Consider the following 21954-nt stretch of genomic DNA (forward strand, 5'->3'; position numbering starts at 1 on the left):
GAGCGATCACGACCGCGGTCTCCCGCGTCGAAGCGGAGCGCCTACTCGCCGATAAGCGCATCCACGAACGCCTCCGGCTCGAACGGCGCCAGGTCGTCGGGCCCCTCGCCGAGACCCACGAGCTTGACCGGCACGCCCAGCTCCCGCTGCACGGCCACGACGATGCCGCCCTTGGCCGTACCGTCCAGCTTGGTCAGCACGATGCCCGTGATGTCGACGACCTCGGCGAACACGCGGGCCTGGATGAGACCGTTCTGCCCGGTCGTCGCGTCGAGGACGAGCAACACCTCGTCGAGCGGGGCGTGCTTCTCCACGACCCGCTTGACCTTGCCGAGCTCGTCCATGAGCCCGGTCTTGGTGTGCAGCCGGCCCGCGGTGTCGATGAGGACGACGTCGGCGCCCTCCTCGATGCCCTCCTTGACGGAGTCGAAGGCGATGGAGGCCGGGTCGCCGCCCTCGGGGCCGCGCACGGTGCGCGCGCCGACCCGCTCGCCCCACGTCTGCAACTGGTCGGCCGCCGCCGCGCGGAAGGTGTCCGCGGCGCCGAGCACCACGTTCTTGCCGTCGGCGACAAGTACGCGCGCGAGCTTTCCGGTGGTGGTGGTCTTGCCGGTGCCGTTGACCCCGACGACCATCACGATGCCGGGCGTCGTTCCCTCGGAGGCGAACCCCTCGGTCTTCACGGTCCGGTCGAACTCGGGGACGAGCAGCTTCAGGAGCTCCTCGCGCAGCAGCGCGCGCAGCTCGTCCGGCGTGCGGGTGCCGAGCACCTTGACGCGCTCGCGGAGGTTCTCGACGAGCTCCTGGGTGGGCTGCACGCCGACATCGGCGGTGAGCAGCGTGTCCTCGATCTCCTCCCACGTGTCCTCGTCGAGGTGCTCGCGGGACAGGAGGGTGAGCAGGCCCTTGCCGAGCGCGTTCTGCGACCGGGAAAGGCGGGTGCGCAGCCGCACGAGGCGGCCCGCGGTCGGCTCCGGTACCTCGACCTCGGGAGCGGCGGGCTCCTCGGCGGCCGGGGCCTCGGGTTCCTCTTCGACGGCCGGCTCGGCCGTGGGGAGGTCGACCTCTTCGATCGTGCGCCGCGCTTCGTCGCGCGGCGTCTCGGCCTCGTCGCCGACGTGCGGCTCTGTGGGCGGGGCGGTGGTGATGTCGGGCGCCGACGGCGGGGGCGGGGGCAGCTGCTTCTTCTTGCGGCTGCCGATCACGAGCCCGCCGAGCGCGCCGATCACGACCACGGCGATGACTACAGCAAGGATGACGGTTTCCATAACCCGTCCAGTATCAGTCATGGGCCCCGCCCAAGCCGTGTTCGTGCCTTCCTCCAAAGGACAAAGGCCTCTGACGGGTTCGACTCGGACTAAAGTACGATGGCAGTCGTCGCATCAACGCGCGTAGAGTCCAACGCGATCAGGACACCACGCCGGATCGCGACACCACTCCACAAGGGCCCTGCGGGCCCGTCACCCCCCACCGGCTCTCCGTCCCCCACGGCCGAGCCGAGCGAGAGGCACGGAACCCCACCGCATGAGCAAGACCGCCGAAGCCGAAGGCGCGCTGGAGACACGCGGCATCGAGCCCGTCCCCGACGCCGAGCGCACCGCCAAGACCCGCGAGCTCTTCCCGACCTGGGTCGCCGCCAACATCAGCGTGCTGTTGCTCACGATGGGCGCGAGCCTCGTCGTGACGTACAAGCTGAACTTCTGGCAGGCCATCGTCGTCGCCATCGCGGCGCCCATCGTGTCGTACGGCCTCGTGGGCCTGATCGGCATCGCCGGCAAGCGCGGCGGCGCCCCCGGCATGGCGCTGTCCCGCGCTGTGTTCGGGCAGCGCGGCAATCTGCTGCCGGGCTCGCTGATCTGGGTCGCGCGCTGGGGCTGGGAGACGATCAACGCGGTGACCGGCGCGTACGCCGTGCTCACCGTCCTGGACATCCTGTTCGGCATCAAGCAGAACAACTTCCTGGTGATCGTCACCCTGCTGCTGTTCGTCTGCGTCACGTTCGCGATCTCGGGCCTCGGCATCAACGTCGTCCAGATGTGCAACAAGTACGCGACGTATCTCTTCGGCATCTTCTCGGTCCTGGTGCTCGTCTACCTGATCATCAACACCGACTGGTCCGAGGTCTTCGGGCAGCCCGCGGGCAAGACGTCCCTGATGGTCGCGGGCATCGGCATGATCGCCGCCGGTGGCGTCAGCTGGATCCCGTCCTCCCCGGACTTCACCCGCTACCTGCCGCGCACCGCCTCCACCAAGGGGATCATCGGGAACTCGATCGGCGGCGCGGGCATCGTCGTGCTGCCGATGGTCCTGATGGGTTCCGTGATGGCGGTCTCCACCCCGGACCTGGCCTCCGCCCAGGACCCGGTCTCCTTCCTCGGCGAGATCCTGCCGATGTGGATCGCGGTGCCGTATCTGCTGATCGCCCTGGTCGGCATGCTGCTGATCAACGCGATGTCGATGTACTCGGCCGGCTTCACCGCGCAGACCCTCGGCTTCAAGGTGCCGCGACACTGGGCCGTCTCCATCAACGCGGTGATCTCGCTGGTCTTCGGCGCCATCCTGATGCTGGTGGCGACGAGCTTCATGAGCTCGTTCATCTCCTTCCTCTCGCTGCTCGCCGTGGCCTTCTCCGCCTGGGTCGGCGTCTTCGGCGCGGACATGTTCAAGCGCAAGCACTACGACGCCGCGGCCCTGATCGACACCACCCGCACCAGCGCCTACTGGTACAAGGGCGGCTTCTCCCCCGCCGCGTGCGTCGCCTGGGCGGTCGGCCTGGTCGTCGGCCTGCTGTTCACGTCGTCGACCTGGTTCTCGGGACCGCTCGCCTCGAACAACTTCATCGGTGAGTACGGCCTCGGCTGGGTCGTCACGATCGTCGTCTCCGGCCTGCTGTATCTGGCGCTTCCCAAGCCCGCCGACACCACAAGGGCCCCGGACGAGGTCGACGCCGCCGAAGCCATGGCCTCCTGATGCTCCGTCAGCTAACGTCCCCCTCCACGAATCCGGCTCCACGCCTCGCGGAGGGGGACTTTTCCATGCCCGTGTCCGTCGTACGGTTCAACCTCGTCGACCCCGCCGGCACACCCGAAACGCTCGCCGCCCGCTACCAGGCGGCGGTCGAGATGGCCCGCTACGCCGACGAGCAGGGCATCGACACGGTGCAGACCGAGGAGCACCACGGCGTCGCCAACAACTGGCTGTCCTCGCCCTTCACCTTCGCGGGCGCGGTCCTCGGCGCCACGAAGCGCATCGCGGTCACCGTCTCCGCGATCATCGGCCCGCTGCACGACCCGCTCCGCCTCGCCGAGGACATCGCCGTGCTCGACCTGCTCAGCGGCGGCCGCCTGGTGACCGTCTCCGGGATCGGCTACCGGCCGGAGGAGTACGCGCAGTTCGACGTGGAGTGGAAGCGGCGCGGCAAGCTCCAGGACGAGCTGCTCGAAACGCTGCTGAAGGCCTGGACCGGCGAGGAGTTCGAGTACCGCGGACGCCGGGTCCGGGTCACGCCCCGCCCCTTCACCCAGCCGCACCCACTGCTCCTGGTCGGCGGCTCCTCGCAGGCGGCCGCGCGCCGGGCGGCCCGGCTCGGCCTCCCCTTCTTCCCGAGCGCCCATCTGCCGGAGCTCGAGACGTACTACAACGAACGCCTTCAGGAGTACGGGACCGAGGGCTGGACCATGATGCCCGGGAAGGTGACCCCGCTCCTGCACCTGTCCGAGGACCCGGACCGCACCTGGGCCGAGCACGGCCGGCACTTCCTGCACGAGGCGCAGACGTACGCGTCATGGCAGTCGGGAGACATCAAGTCCGCCGTGAAGTCGGGGGCGACGTCGGTGGAGGAGCTGCGCGCCGAGGGCGTCTACCGGGTGCTCACGCCCGACGAGTGCCTGGCCCAGGGCCTCGACAACTACGTCCTGCACCCGCTCTCCGGCGGCATGCCCCTGGACGAGGGGCGCCGCAGCCTCCAGCTGTACTGCGAAAACGTACTGCCCCGGCTGAAGGACCAGTCGTAGGTCCTTCGGCCGGGGCAGTGACGACAGCGGGGAGATGGCAGCGGGGGTTTGATCCATCTCCCCGGGTTCAGGGGAGGGGGGCGGCGGTCAGATCGTCGCCGCTTCCTCCAGCGTCCGGCCCTTGTACTCCTTCACGAACTTCAGGGTGAAGGGGATGGAGAGCGCCGCGCAGATCGTGTAGATGACGTACGTGCCGCTCAGGTTCCAGTCGGACAGGGACGGGAACGTCGCGGTGATGGTGTAGTTCGCCAGCCAGTTGAACATCGACGCGACACCGATCGCGGTGGCACGGATCTTCGGCGGGAACATCTCACCGACCATGACCCAGAGGATGACGCCCCAGCTCATCGCGAAGAAGAAGACGAACCAGTGGGCGGCGATCAGGGCGACCCAGCCCTGGGCGTTCGGCAGCTTGCCGCCGACCAGGTCGTACGAGAACGCCCAGGCCTCCAGGGCGAGACCGATGACCATGCCGACGGAGCCGATGAGGGCGAGCGGCCTGCGGCCGACCCGGTCGATCAGGATCATCGCCACGACGGTGCCGATGATGTTGATGATCGACGTCGTGAACGAGTAGAAGAACGAGTCCGTCGGGTCGACGCCGACCGACTGCCACAGCGTCGAGGAGTAGTAGAACGCGACGTTGATGCCGACGAACTGCTGGAAGACCGCGAGGCCGATGCCGACCCAGACGATCGGCTTGAAGATGAAGGCGCCCTTGAGGTCCCTGAAGGTCGACAGACGCTCGTTCTTCATGCCCTCCTCGATCTCGGCGATGCGCACCTCGGCGTCGGCGCCGTCACCCTCGACCTGACGGATGACCTTGCGGGCCTGGTCGGGCCGGCCCTTGCCGAGCAGGTAGCGCGGCGACTCCGGGATCATGAACGTGAAGACGCCGTAGAGCGCGGCCGGAATCACCATGATCCCGAGCATGACCTGCCAGGCCTCCAGGCCGAGCAGCTGACCGCGCTGGTCACCGCCGGCCGCGTTCAGCAGCCCGTAGTTGACCAGCTGCGAGATCGCGATGCCGAGCACGATGGCGGCCTGCTGGAAGGAGCCGAGCCGGCCGCGGTAGGCGGGCGGCGCCACCTCGGCGATGTAGGTCGGGCCGAGAACCGAGGCCATGCCGATGGCGAAGCCGCCGACGACGCGCCACAGCATCAGGTCCCACAGCGCGAACGGCATGGAGGAGCCGATCGAGCTGATGATGAAGAGCACCGACGCGATCTGCATGCACCGCACGCGGCCGATCCGGTCGGCGATCCGCCCGGCGGTCGCCGCGCCGATCGCGGAGCCCAGCAGCGCGATGGCGATGACCTGGGCGAGCGTGCCGGAGCCGATGTCGTACCGGTCCCGGATCGCTTCGACCGCTCCGTTGATGACTGAGCTGTCGTAGCCGAAAAGGAAGCCACCCATGGCGGCACCCGCCGCGATGAAGGTGACACGTCGGAGATTGCCCGGCTGTTCCTGCCGGGCTCCCGCTACTGGTGCCGCACTGGTCACATGTACTCCTCGGGCCACCGGCCTCGCTGCCGGGGGTGGGGGCGAGCCCTTCAGATCCGATACCAGTGGCGCACAACTTCACGCCACCCACCACCTGAAGGTAAAAGCAACGTTGCAGAGACTATGCCTTCATGTTTTGAAGTCAATACTTCGGGTCCTGTGAATTTACAGGCATGGGAGTGTCGCCCAGTGTTCAAGACTTGAACACTGGTAGAGGGGGTCTGGCTAGGGGGCTAACTCAGCCGCTGGCTGATGACCTTCGACACGCCGTCGCCCTGCATGGAGACGCCGTACAGCGCGTCGGCGACCTCCATCGTGCGCTTCTGGTGCGTGATCACGATGAGCTGCGATGCCTCCTGCAGCTCCCGCATGATGCGGATGAGGCGCTGCAGGTTGGTGTCGTCGAGCGCGGCCTCCACCTCGTCCATCACATAGAACGGGCTCGGGCGCGCCTTGAAGATGGCGACGAGGAGCGCCACCGCGGTCAGGGACCGCTCGCCGCCCGAGAGCAGGCTGAGCCGCTTGACCTTCTTGCCCGGCGGGCGGGCCTCGACATCGACACCCGTCGTGAGCATGTTCTCGGGGTCGGTCAGGACGAGCCGTCCCTCACCGCCCGGGAACAGCCGGCTGAAGACGCCCTCGAACTCGCGCGCGGTGTCGCGGTAGGCCTCGGTGAAGACCTGCTCGACGCGCTCGTCGACCTCCTTCACCACTTGAAGCAGGTCGGCGCGGGTCTTCCGCAGGTCCTCCAGCTGCTCGCTGAGGAAGTTGTGGCGCTCCTCCAGCGCCGCGAACTCCTCCAGAGCCAGCGGGTTGACCTTGCCGAGCTGCTGGTACGCGCGCTCGGCGGAGGCGAGCCGCTTCTCCTGCTCCGAACGGACGAAGGGGCGCGGCTTGTTGCGCGGGTGCTCGGGGTCCTCCGGCAGCTCCTCGCCCTCGGCGGGGAGCGAGGGCGGCACGAGCTGGTCGGGACCGTAGTCCGCGACGAGTCCGGCCGGTTCGACACCGAGTTCCTCCAGCGCCTTGGTCTCCAGCTGCTCGATCCGCAGCCGCTTCTCGGCGCCGAGTACCTCGCCCTTGTGGACCGAATCCGTCAGCTTGTCGAGTTCTTCCTTCAGCTCGCGGCCACGGGCCCGCTCGGCCCCCAGTTCCTGCTCACGCGCCGCCTTCGCCCGCTCGGCGAGGGTCCGCTCCTCGTCGGCCCGGGTGATGGACACCTCGACATGCGCGAGCAGCCGGCGCGCGCCGGAGGCGACGGCCTCGGCGACGGCGGCCTCGTACTGCTGGCGGGCGCGCTGGCGCTCGGCACGCGCGCGTGCGTCGCGCTCGGCGCGGGCGGCCCTGTCGAGCGAGTCGGCACGCCCCGCGAGCCCCTTGACCCGCTCCTCGTGGGTACGCACCTGGAGGCGCGCCTCCATCTCCGTCTGCCGCGCGTTGGCACCGTCGGCGGAGAGGCGGTCGCGCGCGGACGTGTCGGGTTCCTCGTCCGCTCCTTCCCCGAAGGGGGCCTGCTCCTCGGCCACGGCCAGCCGCTCGGCCAGCTCCTCGGCGTCCTGTACGGCCTTGTCCAGCGCGTCCTGCGCCTTGGCCGCGGCGGCGGTGCTGCGCTCGGCCTCGCCCGCGGCGCCCCGCGCCTGCCCGGCGAGGCGGCCGAGCTGCTGGGCGCGCCCGGAACGCTCACGCTCTATGACCCGCTGCTGCTGCCCCAACTCCTCGACGAGCGCGGCACATTCGCCGCGCCGCTCGGCCGCGGCGTGCTGCGCCTCTGCCCACTGTTCGCACCGGGCCGCCAGCTCCTCGAGCTCGGCGGCGGCCTCGTCGACGGACGCCTGCACCTCCAGGAGGCTGGGCGCCCCGGCCGACCCGCCGTGCGCGAAGTGCGCCCCGAGCAGATCCCCTTCGGCGGTCACCGCGGTCAACTCGGGCCGCGCGTACACCAGGTCCTCGGCGTCCTCCAGGGTTCCGACGACCACGATGCCGTGCAGCAGCCGGCGCACCGCGGGCATCAACTCGGCGGGTCCGCGGATCAGCTCCGCCGCGTGTGGGGGGTCCTGGGTGGTCCGGGGTTCGCCTTGAGGCGCAGCGTGCGCCGCAGGGGCTTGATCGGCCGGGTCCGAGGTCAGGAGCAGTGCCGCCCGGCCGCCGTCCTGCTTGCGCAGCAGGCGGATCGCGTCGGCGGCGGCCGTGGGCGTGGTCACCGCGATCGCGTCGGCCGCCGCGCCGAACGCCGCCGCCACCGGCACCTCGTACCCCGGCTCCACCGACAGCAACTCGGCGGCGGGGCCGAGCAGCCCGGTCAACCGGTCCTTCGCGCCGAGCAGCGCACCCGTGCCGTCCTTGCGCCGCAGTCCGAGCGCGAGCGCCTCGTGCCGGGCCGCGAGCGCCGCGCGCTTGCGCTCCCCGGACGTGGCGGCCTCCCGCGCGGCGCTCAGCGCGGCCTCCGCCTCGGCGAGCGCGGCCTTGGCCTCCTCGTGCCGCGTGGAGAGCTCCTCGTCACCGGCGTCGAGCCCGTCGACCTCGGCCCGCAACTGCTCGTACTCCTCCTGCGCGGCGACCGCCCGCTGCTGCGCGTCGTCGCGGGACGCCGCGAGCCGGTCGATCTCGGACTGCGCGGAAGCGGCCCTGCTGCGCGCCGCGTTGACCTGCCCCTGGAGCCGGGCGAGGCCTTCCCGCCGGTCGGCGATGGCCCGCGCGACATCCTTGAGCCGGCGCTCCTCGACCGCCAACTCCCGCTCGAGTTCCGCCCGATGGGTGACCGTCTCGTCGAGCGCGACCTGCGCCGCTTCCAGCGCGGCCTCCAGCTCGGCCTCCTGCTCGCGCACCCGCGCGGCCTCGCGCTCAAGGTCCTCGGGGTCACGCCCGCGCCGCTCCTCCGCGGGCGCGGACGTGGCGCTCTTGACCCGCGCGTCGGCCAGCGACACGGTGCCGCGCACCCGCTCGGCCAGCTGCGACAGCTCGTACCAGGACTGTTGCGCCCGCTGCAGCCTGGGCGTCAACTGCCGGACCGCGTCCTCCAGGTGCCCCTCGCGCAGCAGCGCCTTCTTCAGCGCCTCCTCGGCCGCGCCCTTGCGCCGCTTCAGCTCCGCCTCGTCGGCGACCTCGGCGCTGAGCGCTCCCCGCAGCCGTACGAGATCGTCGGCGAGCAGCCGCAGCCGCGCGTCGCGCAGGTCGGCCTGGATGACGGCGGCCCGCCGTGCGACGGCGGCCTGTCGGCCCAGCGGCTTCAACTGCCGCCTCAGCTCTTCGGTCAGATCCTGTACGCGCGAGAGGTTGGCCTGCATCGCGTCCAGCTTCCGCAGCGCCTTCTCCTTGCGCTTGCGGTGCTTGAGGACGCCGGCCGCCTCCTCGATGAAGGCCCTGCGGCCCATGGGGTCGGCGTGGAGCACGCCGTCGAGCTGGCCCTGGCCGACGATGACGTGCATCTCGCGGCCGATGCCGGAGTCCGACAACAGCTCCTGGATGTCGAGGAGTCGACAGGTGTCGCCGTTGATCTGGTACTCGCTGCCGCCGTTGCGGAACATGATCCGCGTGATGGTGACCTCGGCGTACTCGATGGGCAGCGCGCCGTCGGAGTTGTCGATGGTGAGCGAGACTTCGGCGCGACCGAGCGGCGGCCGCCCGGTGGTGCCGGCGAAGATGACGTCCTCCATCTTGCCGCCGCGCAGCGACTTGGCACCCTGCTCGCCCATGACCCAGCTCAGGGCGTCCACGACATTGGACTTGCCCGAGCCGTTGGGGCCCACGACGCAGGTGATGCCCGGCTCGAACCGCAACGTGGTGGCCGAGGCGAACGATTTGAACCCGCGCAGGGTCAGAGCCTTGAGGTGCACGCCGTCGGACTCTACCCGGCACCCCTGTCTCACTCCATGAACCCACGGTTTCACCCGTGAACATGCAGGGCACATCAGACGTAAAGAACGTCAGGGAAAGCCGGTGCACCGGAGTCCCGGAAGTACGGCCGGGAAGAAAAAGGGACGCCGAAGCGTCCCTTGATAACTCTGTCGAGCGGCTGGTTACGGGCGGTGCCCGACCACCCGGGTCGCTAGGGGGTGGTCAGGTGAGCGCAGGCTCCGCCTGGGGTACGTCGATACCCTCGATGAGAGAGTCGTGAGAAGCGGCAGCCGCGAGCGCGTCGTTCTCGGCCTGAATACGGCCGAGCTCGGATTCGAGGTCCTGGACGCGCTGCTGGAGCCGTCGCATCTCGGCGAGAAGTCGCGGGTCGCTGCCGCCGACGTAACCGAGAAGCGCCTTTGCCATGATGGATGGTCCTCCACAATGAGTGACCGACCGAAGCGGTGTGGGTCGTGAGGGATTCGCACCCGCGGTGCTTGGCACTTCTTGTTTTGCTGCCGTTCTCACATGCCAAACAGCTAAGGTGCGCGGGGACTTCCAGAGTCTCACCAAAAAGTTTGACGGTCAACACGATCACGCCCCGTATTGGCGGGCAAACCGGGGGCTTCGCGCCGCAGAACCTGCGGTACGGCCTCACGTCCGGGGCCCGGGGGCGTAGAGATCATCCGTTCCCGGGGAGCCTGCCACGAGTCCCCGTACTTGGCAACCACCAGGGCGTTTCTGCCGCCCGCAGGTGCCCGCGGCACTTCCCGCGCCCCCTCACCCGGGCCCGCCTGCGGTAACGACTCAGCGGATGGCAAACCCGTCGTAGCCGCCGCGGGGCGTGTCCCAGATCTCAGTCACACCCTCGACCCGGCCGGGTGTGTCGTCACCGTGGAGCCAGTCGAGCAGTTGCTGGCATCCGACGCGCGGTCCCTCGGCGACCACCTGGACACGCCCGTCGTCCAGATTGAGAGCAAAACCACTCAGGCCGCCGATCTCCAGCGCACGTGCACGGGTGAACCACCGGAAACCCACACGTTGGACGCGTCCCCGCACCCAGGCGGTGAGTCGTACTTCTTCGTTCATGGGTGCACGCTAACCGGCCAAAAGCACTCGGAGCACTTCGCCCACTGGGGAGTTGGGGTAGCGTCCCCGACCATCGAACCTCACCCGTACGGGTGAGAAGCACGCACCCCAGTGACGACCGCGAGGACCAAGAGGACCAGGAAGGCCAGGACATGGGACGCCACCGACGCTCCGCCGCCGGCCGCCCGCACGCGAGCGACTTTGCGCAGGGCTACGCGGAGTACCCACCGCACCCCTCGCCTCCGGCGCGGCCCGCCACCTCCCACCACCGCAAGCGGCGCGACGGTGTCCCGCTGCGCACCGGCCTGCTCGGCGCCTCCGCCGCGGTCGCGATGGGCGCGGTCGCGGTGACCACAGGGCTGATACCCGGCGGCGGGAGCTTCAAGTTCGGCGGTGACGGCGGCAGCAAGGTGGAGGCCGCCGACTCCCCCGACGTCACGGCGCAGGGCGGCACGAGCGGTGCGGTCGACGACCGGGCGCCGTCCGCCGCGAGCCGCGACACCGAGCGGGCCACGCCGTCCGCGACGCCTTCGCGCTCCGCGTCCAACGCCGCGCCGCGGTCCTCCGAGCCGTCGAAGCACACGCGGCCGTCCCGGTCCGCCGCCGACGGCAGCGGTACGAGGACGAAGAGCGCGAGCCCGGCGACGTCCGCCCCTTCGTCGGCGGCGCCGACGAAGGCGCCCTCCGGCGGGGGCGGCGGCTCGGCGACCGCCACGGAGAAGGCGGCCTCGACCCAGGTCCTCGCCCTCGTCAACCAGGAGCGTACGAAGGTGGGTTGCTCCCCGGTGACGGCGGACAGCGGCCTCGCCTCGCTCGCCACGTCGTTCAGCGACGACATGGCCTCGCGGGACTTCTTCGACCACACGGACCCGGACGGTGCGACGCCCTGGGACCGCGCCAAGGAAGCGGGCATCGCGGACCTCGGCGGCGAGAACATCGCGCGCGGCCAGGCCGACGCCCGGTCGGTGATGGACTCCTGGATGAACAGCCCCGGCCACAAGGCGAACATCCTGAACTGCGACTTCAAGACCTTGGGCGTCGGCGTGCACTTCGGCTCGGGCGGGCCGTGGTGGACGCAGGACTTCGGCTACTGACGCCCTGCGTCCCTGCCGTCGTCCCTACGTCGCGACGCGCGGCGGGCGCTGGCAGCGCGGGCAGTAGTAACTGGACCGGTTCATCCACGCCCGTCGGCGCATGGGCGTGGAACAGCGCCGGCACGGCAGCCCTTCGCGCCCGTACGCGTCGAGGGAGCGGTCGAAGTATCCCGACTCCCCGTTCACATTCACGTACAGGGAGTCGAAGCTCGTCCCGCCGACGCTGAGCGCCGCGTTCATCACGTCCCTTACGTGGCCCAGGAGTTCGGCCGTGCGGGGGCGGGTGAACGTCGCCGTGGGGCGCTCGTAGTGCAGCTTCGCGCGCCACAGTGCCTCGTCCGCGTAGATGTTGCCGACGCCGCTGATGAGGGACTGGTCGAGCAGGGCCCGCTTGATGGTGGTGCGCTTGGCGCGCAGCGCGGTGTGGAACGCGGCGTCGTCGAAGAGCTCGTCGAGCGGGTCGCGGGCGATGTGCGCGATGACGTCGGGCAGACCGGCGTCGTCGGTGTCGTGCAGCGAGAGGCCGCCGAAGGTGCGCTGGTCGACGAAGCGCAGCTCGGTGCCGAGGCCGTCGGCGAATCGGACGCGGATGCGCAGGTGCTTCTCGTCGAGGGCTTCGTGCGGCTGCACCAGGAGCTGGCCGCTCATGCCGAGGTGGGCGAGGACGGAGGTGTGCGTGCCCTCGAGCGGCAGCCACAGGTACTTGCCGCGGCGGCTCGGTTCGCCGATCGTCCGCCCCTTGAGGCGGGACGCGAAGTCCTCGCCGCCCGCGATGTGCCGGCGCACGGAGCGCGGGTGCAGCACCTCGGCCTCGGCGACGGTCCGATGCGCCACCCAGCGCTCCAGACCGCGACGAACAACCTCGACTTCGGGCAGCTCAGGCACAGGGGTCCTCCGACCATCAAGCCCCGCCGGCGATTGAGGCGCGGGGTCCGGGGCGGAGCCCCGCGGCGTGGGGATATGCAAAGCCCGTTCCCACCGGGTAGGCCGGTGGGAACGGGCTCAGGAAGCGGAGCGGTTACGCTCCGGAGGCCGTATCGACCGCCGCGGCATCCGCGGCAGCGGCCCGCTCGTCCGCCGCCGCGCGAATCGCACGCCACGCGGACTCTGCGGCCTGCTGCTCCGCTTCCTTCTTGCTGCGGCCGGTGCCGGTGCCGTACGAGACGCCTCCGACGCGGGCGGCAGCAGTGAAGGTCTTCTCGTGATCCGGGCCGGTTTCGGTGACCAGGTACTCGGGCACGCCGAGTCCCTCCGTCGCCGTCAGCTCCTGGAGACTGGTCTTCCAGTCCAGGCCGGCACCGAGATTCGAGGACTTCTCGATGAGCGGGTCGAAGAGACGGTGGACGAGCTCGCCCGCCGCGTCCAGACCCTGGTCCAGGTAGACCGCACCGATCACCGCTTCAAGGGTGTCGGCGAGAATCGACGCCTTGTCCCGGCCGCCCGTGCCCTCTTCGCCCCGGCCGAGCCGGATGAAGGAACCCAGGTCGAGCCCGCGGCTGACCTCCGCAAGTGCACGCGAATTGACCACCGCGGCCCGCAGCTTGGCCAGTTGGCCTTCAGGCAGGTCGGGGTGGGTGCGGTAGAGAGTGTCGGTGACCACGAGGCCGAGGACCGAGTCGCCCAGGAACTCCAGGCGCTCGTTCGTCGGCAGGCCGCCGTTCTCGTACGCGTACGAACGGTGCGTCAGCGCGCGCACCAGAAGGGCGGACTCGAGTTTGTACCCGAGCCGCCCTTCCAGAAGCGTGTGGGACGAGGCTGTCGTGTCCACCTTTTTCTTGGCGTCATCCGCCTTCTTGGGGCTCGACACTGTGCCTCTCACCAGCCGCTCAGACCTCGAGGACCTGGCGCTTGTTGTAGGTGCCGCAAGCCGGGCACGCGATGTGCTGCAGCTTGGGCTCCTGGCAACGCTCACACGAAACCAGGGTGGGGACCGCAGCCTTCCACTGCGACCGGCGGTGGCGCGTGTTGCTGCGCGACATCTTCCGCTTCGGAACAGCCACGGCTACTTCTCCTGCTTCTCGTCGACGCCCGCTTGCGCTTCGGCGCCGCTCATCTCGTCCTTCTCGCCGTCCTGGATGGATTCAGCGAGTCCCTGCAATGCCGCCCAACGGATGTCGACGGCGTCGTGGTGGTGGCCCGGCTCGTCCGAAAGCCGCACTCCGCACTCGGAGCACAGACCTTCACAGTCTTCCTGGCACACCGGCTGCATCGGCAGTGCGAGCACCACCGCATCACGCAGCACCGGCTCGAGGTCGAACAGGCCGTCCTCGAGAAAGAGCCTGTCCTCGTCTTCCTCGGCGTCGTCGGCCGGTTCCGCTTTCACACGGCCCCGGTCGTCGGCGTCAGGGTACGAGAACATCTCCTGGAAGTCCGCATCGACCTCTTGGACGAGCGGCTCCAGACACCTTACGCACTCCCCCTTGGCCGATGCACGGGCGGTGCCTGTGACAAGCACCCCTTCCATGACCGACTCCAGGCGGAGGTCGAGCTCCACCGGGGCGCCTTCCGGCACCTCGATGACTCCCAGGAGGCCGAACTCCTTGGGAGCGTCGATCGTGCGGGACAGCCGCTGCATGGCACCAGGACGCCGACCCAGCTCGTGCGTATCGAACACGAACGGGTTGCGGTGGTCGAGGTGGGTGTTCAGGGCTGGTCCTGCTTTCGTTCTTCGAAGCTCATGTGGGGATTGCTGCCCCGAATTTCCGGGCAGCTCGGAACGCACGTGCTACGCGCGACCGAAGAACCAGGGTACTGGACCTTTCGCTCATGGCCCAATCTGCCCCCGGTACCGGCTCAGCGCCCCTGCTCGTACTGCCGCATCTGCTCCAGGCTGATCATGCTCGTGTCGAAGAGACTCGTCTCGTCGAGCGCGCCGTCCTGGGCCTGCTGCGGCTGTGCCTGCTGATGCTGCTGCTGGTAGGCGTACGGGTCCTGCTGCTGGGGCTGGTACCCGTACGGATCCTGCTGGTACGCCGCGTACGGGTCCTGCTGGTAGGTGCCGTAGGCGTCCTGCTGGGGGAAGGGCTGCTGCTGGTAGCCGCCGTACGGATCCTGGCCGTGATCCTGGCCGTGCTGCGCGTACACCGGCTCGGGGGCCTGGGCCGGGATCTGGGGGACCTGCGGGGGCTGCGCCGCGACCGGCTGCGTCTGGGCGCCGCCGATCTCGGCGAGGCCCGCGAGGTAGTCGGCGTCGCTGGTGTGCGCCTGGCCCTCGCCGTCCACGGTCAGCGTGCCGAGGTCGTCGCTGGCGATGCGGCCGTGCAGCTTCTGGCGGCCCTTGCCGACGGCGTCCAGGGTCTTGGCGAGCACCGCCTCGAACGCGCCGAGCTTGGTGTCCACGTACGCGTCGGCGTCCCGGCGCAGCGTCTCCGGGTCGTGGCTGCGCTCGGGGGCGTCCTCGTCCTCGTAGCCCGCCTCGTCGACGCCGGGGCCGGTGCCGGTGCCGAGGAGCTTCTCGCGGCCGCGGCCGACCGAGCCGAGCGTCTTGTTGAGGACGACCTCGAAGTTGGCCAGCTTGGAGTCGACGTAGTCGTCGGCCTCCGCGCGGACCTCCTCGGCCTCCTGGCGGGCCTCGGCGAGGATCCGGTCGGCCTCGGCCTGGGCGCGGCGGGCGATCTCCGTGTCGGAGATCAGGCTGCCGCGCTCGGCCCGGGCGTTCTCGATGATCTGCTCGGCCTCGGCGTGGGCCTGCTCGACCATCTGCTCGCGGCCGCCGATGAGCTCCTGGGCCTGCGCGAGGGAGCCGGGCAGCGCCTGGCGCACCTCTTCGAGCATCGCGAGCAGGTCGGCGCGGTTGATCACGCACGAGGCCGACATGGGCATCGAGCGCGCGCCGCCGACCGCTGCGACGATCTCGTCGAGCTTCTTCTGCACGTCCACCGTGTGCTCGCCACTCTCTCGTCTAGACGCCGGTTACGACTGGGGTGTTGGAGACGGACGAGACGACTGTAAGCCCAACGTGCGCGTGCGCGTCACTTCTTGGGAAGGCGCTCCGTCAGGGCCGCGTTGACCTGCTCCGGAACCAGGTGCGAGACGTCGCCGCCCCAGGTCGCGACCTCCTTGACCAGGGAGGACGACAGGAAGCTGTACGTCGGATTGGTGGGGACGAAGAGGGTCTCCACGCCGGACAGGCCGTTGTTCATCTGGGCCATCTGCAGCTCGTAGTCGAAGTCGCTGACGGCGCGCAGGCCCTTCACGATGGCCGGGATGTCGCGCTGCTTGCAGAAGTCGACGAGGAGGCCGTGGAAGGCCTCCACCTCCACGTTGCCGAATTCGGCCGTGACCTCGCGGATCAGTTCGATCCGCTCCTCGACCTCGAACAGCCCCTTCTTGGACTGGTTGATCATCACCGCGACGTGTACGACGTCGTAGAGCTTGGAGGCTCGGGCAATGATGTCGAGGTGGCCGTTGGTGATGGGGTCGAACGACCCCGGACAGACTGCGCGGCGCACGGGAAGTCCCTCGCTCTCCGGTCCGGTCATCGTGCGTCGTCGCACGTGAGGGTGGTGTTCAAGGCGGCGCGACCGTACCAAAACGTGCCCTCGCCGTAGCGACGGGACCTCAGGCCCTCGAAGCCGTCCGGCCACCGGAATTCGCCGCCTCTGGTGCTGCGTTCCACGGTGACGAGCGCTTCGTCCGTGAGCCAGCCCCGCGTGCGGAGTGTGAGCAGGATCTCTCGAAGATCGTCGTCGGAGACGGCGTAAGGGGGGTCGAGAAAGACCAGGTCGTAGGGGGCGGCCGGCGGCGGGCCCGCGACGATTTGCTCCGCTTTTCCGGTACGTGCCTCCGCTCCCGGCAGGCCGATCGCGCGGATGTTCTCGCGGATCGTGCGGGCGGCGCGGGCGTCGGCCTCGACGAGCAGTGCGTGGGCGGCGCCGCGGGAGAGTGCCTCCAGGGCGACGGCGCCGGACCCCGCGTACAGGTCGGCGACGCGGGTGCCGTCGAGGCTGCCGCCGAGCAGCGACTGCCAGGTGGAGAAGAGGGCCTCGCGTGCCCGGTCGGAGGTGGGCCGGGTGCCGTTGCCCGGCGGCACGGCGAGGCGGCGGCCCCCGGCGGTTCCGGCGATCACGCGGGTCATCGCGCTGGTACGTCCTTTGTCTTTCGCGGCTTGTGGTGCGGGGTCAGTCTGTCAGGGCACGTCCGTCGGCCGCCTGCCGGGCGCTCCGGTCACCCGCGCGGGTTCAGCCCTTGTCCAGGTACTGCTCGCGTTCCTCGTCCAAGAGGGCGTCCAGCGCGATGCGCAGGGCCGGCAGGCCGGCCAGCTCCGGGTCCGCCGTGACCACTCTGGTCGCCTCCTCCCGCGCCTCGGCGATGATCTCCTCGTCCTCGATCACGGCGAGCATCCGCAGGGAGGAGCGCACCCCGGACTGGGCCTGGCCGAGCACGTCGCCCTCGCGGCGCTGCTCCAGGTCGATCCGGGACAGCTCGAAGCCGTCGAGCGTGGAGGCGACGGCGCCGAGGCGGGCGCGCGCGGGGGCGGCCTCCGGCATCTCGGTGACCAGCAGGCACAGGCCCGCCGCCGAGCCACGGCCCACGCGGCCGCGCAGCTGATGGAGCTGCGAGACGCCGAAGCGGTCGGCGTCCATGATCACCATCGCCGTCGCGTTCGGCACGTTCACACCGACCTCGATGACGGTCGTCGCCACCAGGACGTCCGTCTCGCCCGCCGCGAAGCGGCGCATCACGGCGTCCTTGTCGTCGGGCTGCATGCGGCCGTGCAGGACCTCGACCTTGAGGCCCTGGAGCGGGCCGTGCGCCAGCTCCTGCGCGACGTCGAGCACGGCGAGCGGGGGCCGCTTCTCCGCCTCGTCCTCGGCGGACTGCTTCTTGGCGGCGCCCTTCTTGGGCTTCTCGTCCTCGTCGTCGCCGATGCGGGGGCAGACCACGTACGCCTGGTGTCCGTTGCTCACCTCTTCGCGCACGCGCTCCCACGCGCGCGCGAGGAAGTGCGGCTTGTCGGCGGCCGGTACGACGTGGCTCGCGATCGGTGAGCGGCCGGCCGGGAGCTGGTCGAGGACGGACGTCTCCAGGTCGCCGAAGACCGTCATGGCGACCGTGCGCGGGATCGGCGTCGCCGTCATGACCAGGAGGTGCGGCGGCTGCTTTCCCTTGGAGCGCAGGGCGTCACGCTGTTCCACGCCGAAGCGGTGCTGCTCGTCCACGACGACCAGGCCCAGGTCGTCGAACTGCACCTTGTCCTCGATCAGCGCGTGCGTGCCGATGACGATGCCGGCCTCGGCCGTGGCCAGGTCGAGGAGGGCCCGGCGGCGGGCGGCCATGCCCATCGAGCCGGTGAGCAGGACGACCTTGGTGGCGTGCTCGGTGCCCCCGAGCATCCCGCCCTCGGCCAGCTCGCCCATCATCTCGGTGATGGAGCGGTGGTGCTGCTGCGCGAGGACTTCGGTGGGCGCGAGCATGGCGGCCTGACCGCCCGCGTCGACGACGGCGAGCATGGCGCGCAGCGCCACCATCGTGTTGTGCGTGACGGTGAAGTTGTCCGTGACGTAGGCCCGACTCGGATGGGCGACGCTGATGCACTGAACTGCTTTGCGCCCCACGTACTCGACCGCGCGAACACCCCGTCGGAACGTGTCGTCCTCCGGTCGCGCCTTCATGCGATCTGCCTTACGCGGCAGCCGGAAGGGCGGGTACGTATCCGGGAGAGCGATGGACACGTCGAAGGCGTCCTTGTTCGCCAGCACGCGTGCCGTGCCGCCGAGCGACCTGACAAGCCACGCCACGTCGTCCGCCGGCCTCCGTGAGGCCGAGGAGAAGGTGACACTCAGGCCCTGCGTGTCCACAGTGCCGTCCGTGTCCATGAGCCCCTGGAGCACCGCGAGGCGATTCTTGATCGTGGTGTATTTGAAGTCATCGGGGAGGAACTCTTCGTGCGACGCCGAGCCCCGAAGGCGGCTCCCGAACAGGTACGGGTCCGAGGGAGGCTCCGCCCCGCCCCCCAGATCCACGGGCGTGATCACGGGGAGGTACCACTTCGGTGAGCCGGTGGCTTCGTGCAGATCGTTCCTGATCTCCCGGGTCGTCAGGATCTTCGGGGCCTGCCCTCCGCTCCAGGCACGACTGGTACCGACGTACCAAAGGTGCTCGTCATCGCACTCCACCACGCTGTCGTCCGAGAGAACGAGCCGCCACACGTCGCGCTCGCCCTGCGGGAAGACACCGTCCACCACCGCGATCTCACCGCTCGGCGCGACGACTTCGTCCCCTGCGGCGATATCACCCATCCTCGCGTACCCCTCCGGCGTGAGGACCAGTGAGTCGAGTGGCTGGGCCTTGCCGCTGCCCACCTCTCCCTGGAGCAGCCGGTGCATCGGGTGTTCGGTGGCCAGGTCGTCGAAGATCTCCTTGGAGACCTTCTGCTGGCCTTCGGTGAGCGTGAAGGGGAGCTTCGCGTCGAAGGCGGTCAGCAGGCCGTCCTCCTGCGGCACGCGCGGGGCCGCGGTCAGCTGGGTCTCCGCGAACCGGCGCCGGGCGAGGGCCACTTGGAGGACGAACGCCTCGTCCCACTTGAGGCGGTCGCGGGCGTCCTCGATGTCGGCCTTCGTGTGCGGCCGATGGATCTTGAGCAGGGCCTCGGGCAGCGGGACGAGGCCGCGGCCCTCGCGCAGCGACTCGGGCAGCGGGTCCTCGGCCTCGCGCGTGCTGGGCAGCACCAGGTCGACGGCCTTGGCGATCTTCCAGGACTCCAGCTTGGCCGTGGCCGGGTAGATCGGCAGCAGCGCCCCGGCCCACGAGCCGACGGCTTCCGCCGCCTCGTCGGACGACTCGGTGTTGAGCAACTGGTAGGCGGGGTGCGCCAGTTGCATCTTCCGGTTGAAGACCGAGGCCTTGCCGGCGAACATCGCGCGCGTGCCGGGCAGCAGGTCCTTGTGCGGCTTGTGGATGCCGCGGCCGAAGAAGACGAGCTGGAGCTGGCCGCTGCCGTCGGTGATGGTGACTTCGAGGCGCTGGCCCCTGCCGCCGTTGAACTTCAGGATGCGGGCGGTGGCGACCTGCGCGACGACCGTCACATGCTCGTCGAGCGGGAGGTCGGCGAGGCGGGTGAGCTCGCCCCGCTCCGCGTATCTGCGCGGGTAGTGGTGGATCAGGTCACCGACCGTGTGCAGGCCGAGGTGCTCGGCCATCACCTTCGCGGTGGCGGGGCCGAGCACCTTCTTCAGTGGTTCTTCGAGCGCGGGCACGAGATCCATTGCACACCACACCACTGACAATCACCGACCGTCCCCCGACATCCCCTGCTGTCAGCTGCCGTCAGGGCATCTCCGGCACCGGCGTCACCAGCTTCCCGTGCGCCAGGTAGGCGGCCAGATTGTCCAGGGTCAACCGCTCCATCTCGTCCCGCGTCTGGACGGTGCCGCTGGCCAGATGGGGTGTGAGCACCACGTTGTCCAGGGCGAGCAGCGCCTGCGGCACGTGCGGTTCGGCGGCGAAGACGTCGAGTCCCGCGCCCGCGAGTCCGCCGTTGGCCAGCAGGTCGACGAGCGCCTCCTCGTCGACCACGCTGCCGCGCGCGATGTTGACGAGGTAGCCGTCGGGGCCGAGCGCCTCCAGGACCTCACGGGAGACGAGTCCGCTGGTGGCGGCGCCGCCCGAGGTGGCGACCACCAGCACGTCGACGCCGGCTGCCAGCTCCGCGGGCGAGGCCGCGTACGTGTAGTCGACGCCGGGCACCTCGCGGCGGCTGTGGTAGCTGATCGGACAGCCCATCGCCGTGAACCGGTTGGCGATGGCCCGCCCGATCCGGCCGAGCCCGAGCACGCCGACCCGCGCGCCGCTGACCCGCCGCGCCAGCGGAACGGGCCCCTCCCCCGGCCAGCGCCCCGCGCGTACGTAGCGGTCGGCGGCGGAGATCCCCCGCAGTACGTCGAGGGTGAGGCCGAGCGCGGTGTCCGCGACGCAGTCGGTGAGCACGTCGGGGGTGTGGCTCACCAGGATGCCGCGTTCCAGGGCGAGTTCGACGTCGGTGGTGTCGTAGCCGACCCCGAAGTTGACGACGGCGCCGAGGCGCGGCAGCGCGGTCATGAGCTCGGTGCCGACGCCCGCGCGGCCCGAGGTGACGACGACGCCGACCTCACTCCCGTAGCGCGTGAGGAAGCTGTCGCGTTCCGGTCCTTCCTTCGGAAGGACGAGAGCGTCGTACGTGGTGCTCAGCGTCTGGGCGAGGGAGGGCTTGAGGGAGCCGACGGCGAGGACGCGGCCGGTACGCGCATCGGTGGGAGCCATGTCAGATCACCTTCTTCACGAGCGTGGCGAGTTCGGCGTGCTCCGCCTCGGTGAGGTCGGTCAGCGGTGGGCGCACCGGGCCCGCGCCGTGGCCGGAGACGGTGAGGCCGGCCTTCACGATCGACACCGCGTAGCCGGGCTGCCGGTCGCGCAGCGCGATGTACGGCAGGACGAACTCGCGCAGCCGCTCGTAGACCTGCGTCTTGTCGTGGGCGCGCACGGCCGCGTAGAAGTCGCAGGCCCATTGCGGGGCGAAGTTGAAGATGGCCGACGAGTAGGTGGTGGCGCCGAGTTCGAGGTAGGGCAGCGCGTAGGTCTCGGCCGTCGGGAGGCCGCCGATGAGGACGAGCCGCCCGTCGTGCTCGGCGTGCAGCCGGGCCATGAGGTCGATGTCGCAGACGCCGTCCTTGAACCCGATGAAGTTGGGGAACCGGGCGACGAGCCGGTCGACCGTCGCCGCCTTGAAACGGGCGTTGGCCCGGTGGTAGACGATCACGCCGAGCGAGGTGGCCGCGCAGACCCGGGCCACGTGTTCGTAGAGCCCCTCCTGACCGACCTCGGTGAGATAGGGCGGCAGCAGCAGGATGCCGTCGGCGCCGCCCTCCTCCGCCCGCCGGGCCATCTCCACGGCGGTCGCCGTGCCGTATCCGGCCGCCCCGATGATCGGCAGCCCGTCCCGTGCCTCGGCGACGGTCGCCCGCAGCACCGCGTCGACGTCGGTGTGGCTGAGCGAGAAGAACTCGCCGGTGCCGCCCGGGGCGAACAGGCCCGCCACGTCGTACCCGGACAGGCGCTGCAGGTGCGCGCGGTAGGCCGGCTCGTCGAAGGAGTGGTCGGGCCTGGTGTGGGTGACGGGGAAGGACAGCAGACCGGAGCCCAGGACGCGGCGCAGATCATCGGGCGAGAAACGGGCCATGGGGATCTCCAAGGGCATTGGCTGATCGGGGTGTTGGCGGATGAGGGCGGCCGTCCGCAAGCTAACAGACGATGATCACGGATGGGAATGACGTCTACATATAAGAACGCCGATCCTGTCTCGCGGCGGCCGGGCGCCCAACTTCCGTGCCTGCGCGATCTCTTGACGCGCCTCAGAACCCACACTTACCGTGCGTCCACAAATCGAAACGGCGTCTACATCCGTGGACATCCGTAGACATGCTGAGCCTGTCGCGGTGGAGGAAGCC

The 21954-nt window shown here is 70.0% G+C and carries 18 protein-coding genes; 3 read left to right on the forward strand and 15 right to left on the reverse strand.

Features of this window, described 5'->3' with window-relative positions; genetic code table 11:
• Positions 1 to 41 precede the first annotated feature (41 nt).
• Positions 42 to 1289: a signal recognition particle-docking protein FtsY gene (gene ftsY / locus ACP4E5_RS15500; protein WP_425829042.1), complete on the reverse strand. Its 1248-nt coding sequence runs from the start codon at positions 1287 to 1289 to the stop codon at positions 42 to 44.
• A 235-nt stretch (positions 1290 to 1524) separates the two neighbouring features.
• Between ftsY and ACP4E5_RS15505 the strand changes: the two genes are divergently transcribed.
• Positions 1525 to 2970, forward strand: a complete 1446-nt coding sequence (locus tag ACP4E5_RS15505; RefSeq protein ID WP_425829044.1) for a cytosine permease — start codon at positions 1525 to 1527, stop codon at positions 2968 to 2970.
• A 65-nt stretch (positions 2971 to 3035) separates the two neighbouring features.
• Positions 3036 to 4013: an LLM class flavin-dependent oxidoreductase gene (locus tag ACP4E5_RS15510; protein WP_425829046.1), complete on the forward strand. Its 978-nt coding sequence runs from the start codon at positions 3036 to 3038 to the stop codon at positions 4011 to 4013.
• A gap of 87 nt (positions 4014 to 4100) precedes the next feature.
• Here the strand turns inward: ACP4E5_RS15510 and ACP4E5_RS15515 are convergent, their stop codons facing one another.
• From ACP4E5_RS15515 to ACP4E5_RS15530, 4 genes are all read right to left on the reverse strand, one after another.
• On the reverse strand, positions 4101 to 5516 hold the full coding sequence (locus tag ACP4E5_RS15515) for a sugar porter family MFS transporter (protein WP_425829048.1): 1416 nt from the start codon (positions 5514 to 5516) through the stop codon (positions 4101 to 4103).
• A gap of 233 nt (positions 5517 to 5749) precedes the next feature.
• Positions 5750 to 9346: a chromosome segregation protein SMC gene (gene smc / locus ACP4E5_RS15520; protein ID WP_425829050.1), complete on the reverse strand. Its 3597-nt coding sequence runs from the start codon at positions 9344 to 9346 to the stop codon at positions 5750 to 5752.
• Between the two features lie 223 nt (positions 9347 to 9569).
• Positions 9570 to 9773 (reverse strand): hypothetical protein, encoded by a 204-nt coding sequence (locus tag ACP4E5_RS15525; protein WP_306318751.1) that lies wholly within the window; start codon positions 9771 to 9773, stop codon positions 9570 to 9572.
• 381 nt (positions 9774 to 10154) lie between these two features.
• Positions 10155 to 10436, reverse strand: coding sequence for an acylphosphatase (locus tag ACP4E5_RS15530; protein WP_425829053.1), 282 nt, complete (start codon positions 10434 to 10436; stop codon positions 10155 to 10157).
• Between the two features lie 152 nt (positions 10437 to 10588).
• On the opposite strand from ACP4E5_RS15530, the gene ACP4E5_RS15535 reads away from it, so the two are divergent.
• Positions 10589 to 11530: a CAP domain-containing protein gene (locus ACP4E5_RS15535; RefSeq protein ID WP_425829055.1), complete on the forward strand. Its 942-nt coding sequence runs from the start codon at positions 10589 to 10591 to the stop codon at positions 11528 to 11530.
• Between the two features lie 24 nt (positions 11531 to 11554).
• On the opposite strand, the gene mutM is transcribed toward ACP4E5_RS15535, so the two are convergent.
• The 10 genes from mutM to kdgD form a co-directional block, all read right to left on the reverse strand.
• Complete coding sequence (mutM, locus tag ACP4E5_RS15540) at positions 11555 to 12415, reverse strand: bifunctional DNA-formamidopyrimidine glycosylase/DNA-(apurinic or apyrimidinic site) lyase (RefSeq protein WP_425829057.1); 861 nt, start codon at positions 12413 to 12415, stop codon at positions 11555 to 11557.
• A gap of 133 nt (positions 12416 to 12548) precedes the next feature.
• The gene (gene rnc, locus ACP4E5_RS15545; protein WP_327661406.1) at positions 12549 to 13349 is read right to left on the reverse strand and encodes a ribonuclease III; all 801 of its coding nucleotides are present in this window, start codon (positions 13347 to 13349) and stop codon (positions 12549 to 12551) included.
• Positions 13350 to 13356: 7 nt separating this feature from the next.
• Positions 13357 to 13530 (reverse strand): 50S ribosomal protein L32, encoded by a 174-nt coding sequence (gene rpmF / locus ACP4E5_RS15550; protein WP_030361955.1) that lies wholly within the window; start codon positions 13528 to 13530, stop codon positions 13357 to 13359.
• A 2-nt stretch (positions 13531 to 13532) separates the two neighbouring features.
• Positions 13533 to 14177: a YceD family protein gene (locus tag ACP4E5_RS15555; RefSeq protein ID WP_266718907.1), complete on the reverse strand. Its 645-nt coding sequence runs from the start codon at positions 14175 to 14177 to the stop codon at positions 13533 to 13535.
• 146 nt (positions 14178 to 14323) lie between these two features.
• A complete protein-coding gene (locus tag ACP4E5_RS15560; protein ID WP_425829060.1) occupies positions 14324 to 15409 on the reverse strand; it encodes an ATP synthase F0 subunit B in 1086 nt (361 codons plus the stop codon).
• A 92-nt stretch (positions 15410 to 15501) separates the two neighbouring features.
• Positions 15502 to 15981, reverse strand: a complete 480-nt coding sequence (coaD, locus tag ACP4E5_RS15565; protein ID WP_425829062.1) for a pantetheine-phosphate adenylyltransferase — start codon at positions 15979 to 15981, stop codon at positions 15502 to 15504.
• A 26-nt stretch (positions 15982 to 16007) separates the two neighbouring features.
• Positions 16008 to 16607 (reverse strand): 16S rRNA (guanine(966)-N(2))-methyltransferase RsmD, encoded by a 600-nt coding sequence (gene rsmD, locus ACP4E5_RS15570; RefSeq protein ID WP_425829064.1) that lies wholly within the window; start codon positions 16605 to 16607, stop codon positions 16008 to 16010.
• A 103-nt stretch (positions 16608 to 16710) separates the two neighbouring features.
• A complete protein-coding gene (locus tag ACP4E5_RS15575) occupies positions 16711 to 19737 on the reverse strand; it encodes a helicase-related protein (RefSeq protein WP_425829066.1) in 3027 nt (1008 codons plus the stop codon).
• 61 nt (positions 19738 to 19798) lie between these two features.
• Positions 19799 to 20770, reverse strand: coding sequence for a 2-hydroxyacid dehydrogenase (locus ACP4E5_RS15580; protein ID WP_425829068.1), 972 nt, complete (start codon positions 20768 to 20770; stop codon positions 19799 to 19801).
• A gap of 1 nt (position 20771) precedes the next feature.
• Positions 20772 to 21686 (reverse strand): 5-dehydro-4-deoxyglucarate dehydratase, encoded by a 915-nt coding sequence (gene kdgD / locus ACP4E5_RS15585; protein WP_425829070.1) that lies wholly within the window; start codon positions 21684 to 21686, stop codon positions 20772 to 20774.
• Positions 21687 to 21954 lie beyond the last annotated feature (268 nt).

It is taken from the genome of Streptomyces fractus, assembly GCF_049844455.1.
Classification (GTDB): Bacteria; Actinomycetota; Actinomycetes; order Streptomycetales; family Streptomycetaceae; genus Streptomyces; species Streptomyces fractus.